The sequence below is a fragment of the Dietzia sp. Cai40 genome (assembly GCF_014145165.1).
GTDB lineage: Bacteria > Actinomycetota > Actinomycetes > Mycobacteriales > Mycobacteriaceae > Dietzia > Dietzia natronolimnaea.
On the sequence record NZ_JAALEB010000426.1, the window covers coordinates 1 to 3,191 of the forward strand.

General features: G+C 69.4%; 2 protein-coding genes and 1 pseudogene. 2 read left to right on the plus strand and 1 reads right to left on the minus strand.

Annotated features, from left to right (window positions below):
- Positions 1 to 313, plus strand: a pseudogene (locus tag G6022_RS14880) (SGNH/GDSL hydrolase family protein); the annotation flags it as partial.
- Between the two features lie 34 nt (positions 314 to 347).
- Positions 348 to 1,568 carry an acetyl-CoA C-acetyltransferase gene (locus tag G6022_RS14885; RefSeq protein ID WP_182638611.1) on the plus strand — a complete coding sequence of 407 codons (1,221 nt, stop codon included), beginning with the start codon at positions 348 to 350 and terminating at the stop codon, positions 1,566 to 1,568.
- A 363-nt stretch (positions 1,569 to 1,931) separates the two neighbouring features.
- On the opposite strand, the gene G6022_RS14890 is transcribed toward G6022_RS14885, so the two are convergent.
- Complete coding sequence (locus G6022_RS14890) at positions 1,932 to 2,795, minus strand: Bax inhibitor-1/YccA family protein (protein ID WP_182610246.1); 864 nt, start codon at positions 2,793 to 2,795, stop codon at positions 1,932 to 1,934.
- Positions 2,796 to 3,191: the final 396 nt, after the last annotated feature.

Genomic DNA, 3,191 nt, shown 5'->3' on the forward strand with positions numbered 1-3,191 from the left:
GGCCGCCGAGCGCGCCGCCGAGGACGCGGAGACCGCCGCCGAGGCGGCCGCGGACGGCGCGGACGACGAGCACCGCGAGTCGGTCGTCGCCCGGCTGACCAAGCGACTGACCGACTTCGTCCGTACCCACGAGGACGCGGAGGACCTCGACGAGAACACGTACCTGCATAATGAGGACGTGGACGGCGATCCGGAGAGCACGGGCGATGCCCGCGAGGCGGCGGACACCCTCCGCCGCCGGAGCCGCATCCTGCGCCTGACCCGCCCCACCCGGGACCTGTCCGCCCCGGAACTCACCCCCGACCACACCTAGCACCGAGTATCCACCCGCAAAGAAGGAGCCTTCCATGCCGGAAGCCGTGATCGTCTCGTACGCCCGCTCGCCCATCGGGCGCGCCAACAAGGGATCCCTCGTGGGTATCCGCTCGGATGACCTCGCCGCGCAGATGGTGACAGCGGCCCTCGCCAAGGTCCCGTCGCTCGACCCCACCCAGATCGACGACCTCATGCTGGGCTGCGGCCTGCCGGGCGGCGAGCAGGGCTTCAACATGGGCCGTGTCGTCTCCGTGCTCGCCGGCCTGGACACCGTCCCCGGCACCACGGTCAACCGCTACTGCTCCTCCTCGCTGCAGACCACCCGCATGGCGCTGCACGCGATCAAGGCCGGCGAGGGTGACGTGTTCATCTCCGCCGGTGTCGAGACCGTGACCAACTTCGCCAAGGGCACCTCCGACCACTGGCCGGACACCCACAACCCGCTCTTCGCCGACGCCGAGGCCCGCACCGGCACGCGCGCCGAGGGTGGCGCCGAGACGTGGACCGACCCCCGCGAGAACGGCCTGCTGCCGGACGTCTACATCCCGATGGGCCAGACCGCCGAGAACGTCGCGCAGATGACCGGCATCACCCGCGAGGAGCAGGATCACTGGGGCGTGCGCTCGCAGAACCGCGCTGTCGACGCGGTCGAGAACGGCCACTTCGCCAACGAGATCACCCCTGTCACCATGCCCGACGGCACCGTGGTCTCCACCGACGACGGCCCGCGGCCCGGCACCACCTACGAGAAGATCTCGCAGCTCAAGCCGGTCTTCCGCCCCGACGGCACCATCGCCGCCGGCAACTGCTGCCCGCTCAACGACGGCGCCGCCGCCCTGGTGATCATGTCCGACACCAAGGCCAAGGAGCTCGGCCTCACGCCGCTCGCCCGCGTGGTGTCCACCGGCGTCTCGGGCCTGTCCCCCGAGATCATGGGCCTCGGCCCGATCCAGGCCGTCAAGAACGCCCTGAAGATCGCCGGCAAGTCGGTGTCCGACATCGACCTGTTCGAGATCAACGAGGCGTTCGCCGTCCAGGTCCTCGGCTCCGCCCGTGAGCTCGGGATCGAGGAGGACAAGCTCAACATCAACGGTGGCGCCATCGCGCTCGGCCACCCGTTCGGCATGACCGGCGCCCGCATCACCGCCTCGCTCATCAACAACCTGCAGGCCGCGGACAAGCAGTTCGGCGTCGAGACCATGTGCGTCGGCGGCGGCCAGGGCATGGCGATGGTGCTCGAGCGCCTGAGCTGATCCCCGCCCGCCCGGCCTGATCGCGCGCGCCCCGCGTCCCGGCGTCGACCCAGCGTCGAAAAGAGCGTTCCGAACCCGTTTCCCCAGGAGACGGTGTTCGGAACGCTCTTTTCGTTGCGCCCTCGACCGTCAGATTGTCCGCCATCCGCTCGCCCCGCCGAGTGGTCGCAAATGCGCGTATTCCGATTCCGCATCCTGGGAGAACGTGAGCATGTGTGACCTCTCGGCGAGAAGCCGAGCCCGCCACGCTCCTCCGAAATAGCGGCTGCCCCGACCCCTGGTTGGGGTCGGGGCAGCAGGGCCGGCTCGCCGGTTCGCCGCAGCAGCCAGGGCCACCGACGGCGGCGCTACCGCTCGCGCTGATCAGTCGCGGAAGTAGCTCATCAGACGCAGGATCTCGATGTACAGCCAGACCAGGGTGACGGTCAGGCCGAGCGCGACGCCCCACGACATCTTGTTGGGGGCACCGGCGCGCACGAGGCGATCGGCGTTGTCGAAGTCCAGCAGGAAGCTGAACGCGGCCAGGCCGATGCACAGGAGGCAGAAGGCGATCGCGATCGGGCCGCCGTCGTACAGCGGGTTGGAGCCACCGGTGAAGAAGCTCAGCAGGATACTACCGAGCGCCGCGAACAGCACGCCCACGATGGCGGCGGTGAGGAACCGCGTGAACTTGGGGGTCACGCGCACGGCGCCGGTCTTGTAGACGAACAGCATGCCCACGAACACACCGATGGTGCCGAGGATCGCCGCGCCGACGGCACCCAGGACGCCACCGCCCTGCAGATCAGCGGTGAACAGGTAGGTGGCAGCGCCCACGAAGAGCCCCTGCAGGCCGCCGTAGACCAGGGTGACGGGGGCCGAGTCCATCTTGCGGCCGAACGTGGCGACGAGCACCACGACGAGACCGCCGATACCGCCGATGAGCAGCAGCGGGAACAGCAGACCGGGGTTGATGCTGATCATGTAGAACGCGATCACGCCCACGATGCTGAGCAGACCCAGGGTGGTGGCGGTCTTGCTGACGACGTCGTCGATCGTCATGGGCCGCGTGTCCGTGTCGAACTGCGGATGGGCCTGGGGGGCGCCGTACCCGGGCTGGGCACCGAAACCCTGCTGGCCGTACTGGCCCTGCTGGAAGCCCGCGCGTCCGGCACCACCGAGGTGGGTGGCGCCACGCGCGCTGTCCTGGGACAGGGAACTGAAGACCGGATTGCTGCTCGTGCGCATCGAGGTCCCTTCGGATTGTCGGGGAAGGTCGTTGATCGAGAGTCCCCGCCGGGTCACCGACGAATCACTCGTACTGGTCAACGCGCGGGCCCACCTGAGTGTTCCCCGCGTCGACCCCCATCCTGCCCGACCGGTCGGACGTCCCGCGCACCAACCCTTTAGCGATATGTCGTTGACACTCTTTGGGATGTCGCGAATACTCTATGGCAGGCGGGCGCCGATGGGGCGCCCAGGACATTGGGAGTCGGCGATGCACAGCGACGACGCACACGAACCGGGTGACTTCGGCCCCCCGGACACACGGAGCCGGGGCGGACACCCGCGGCGTGGCGGCCGCCCCGGCCGCCCGCGTGGACACCACAGGGGCCGTCGCCACGAGCACGGCGGAGGCGCGGG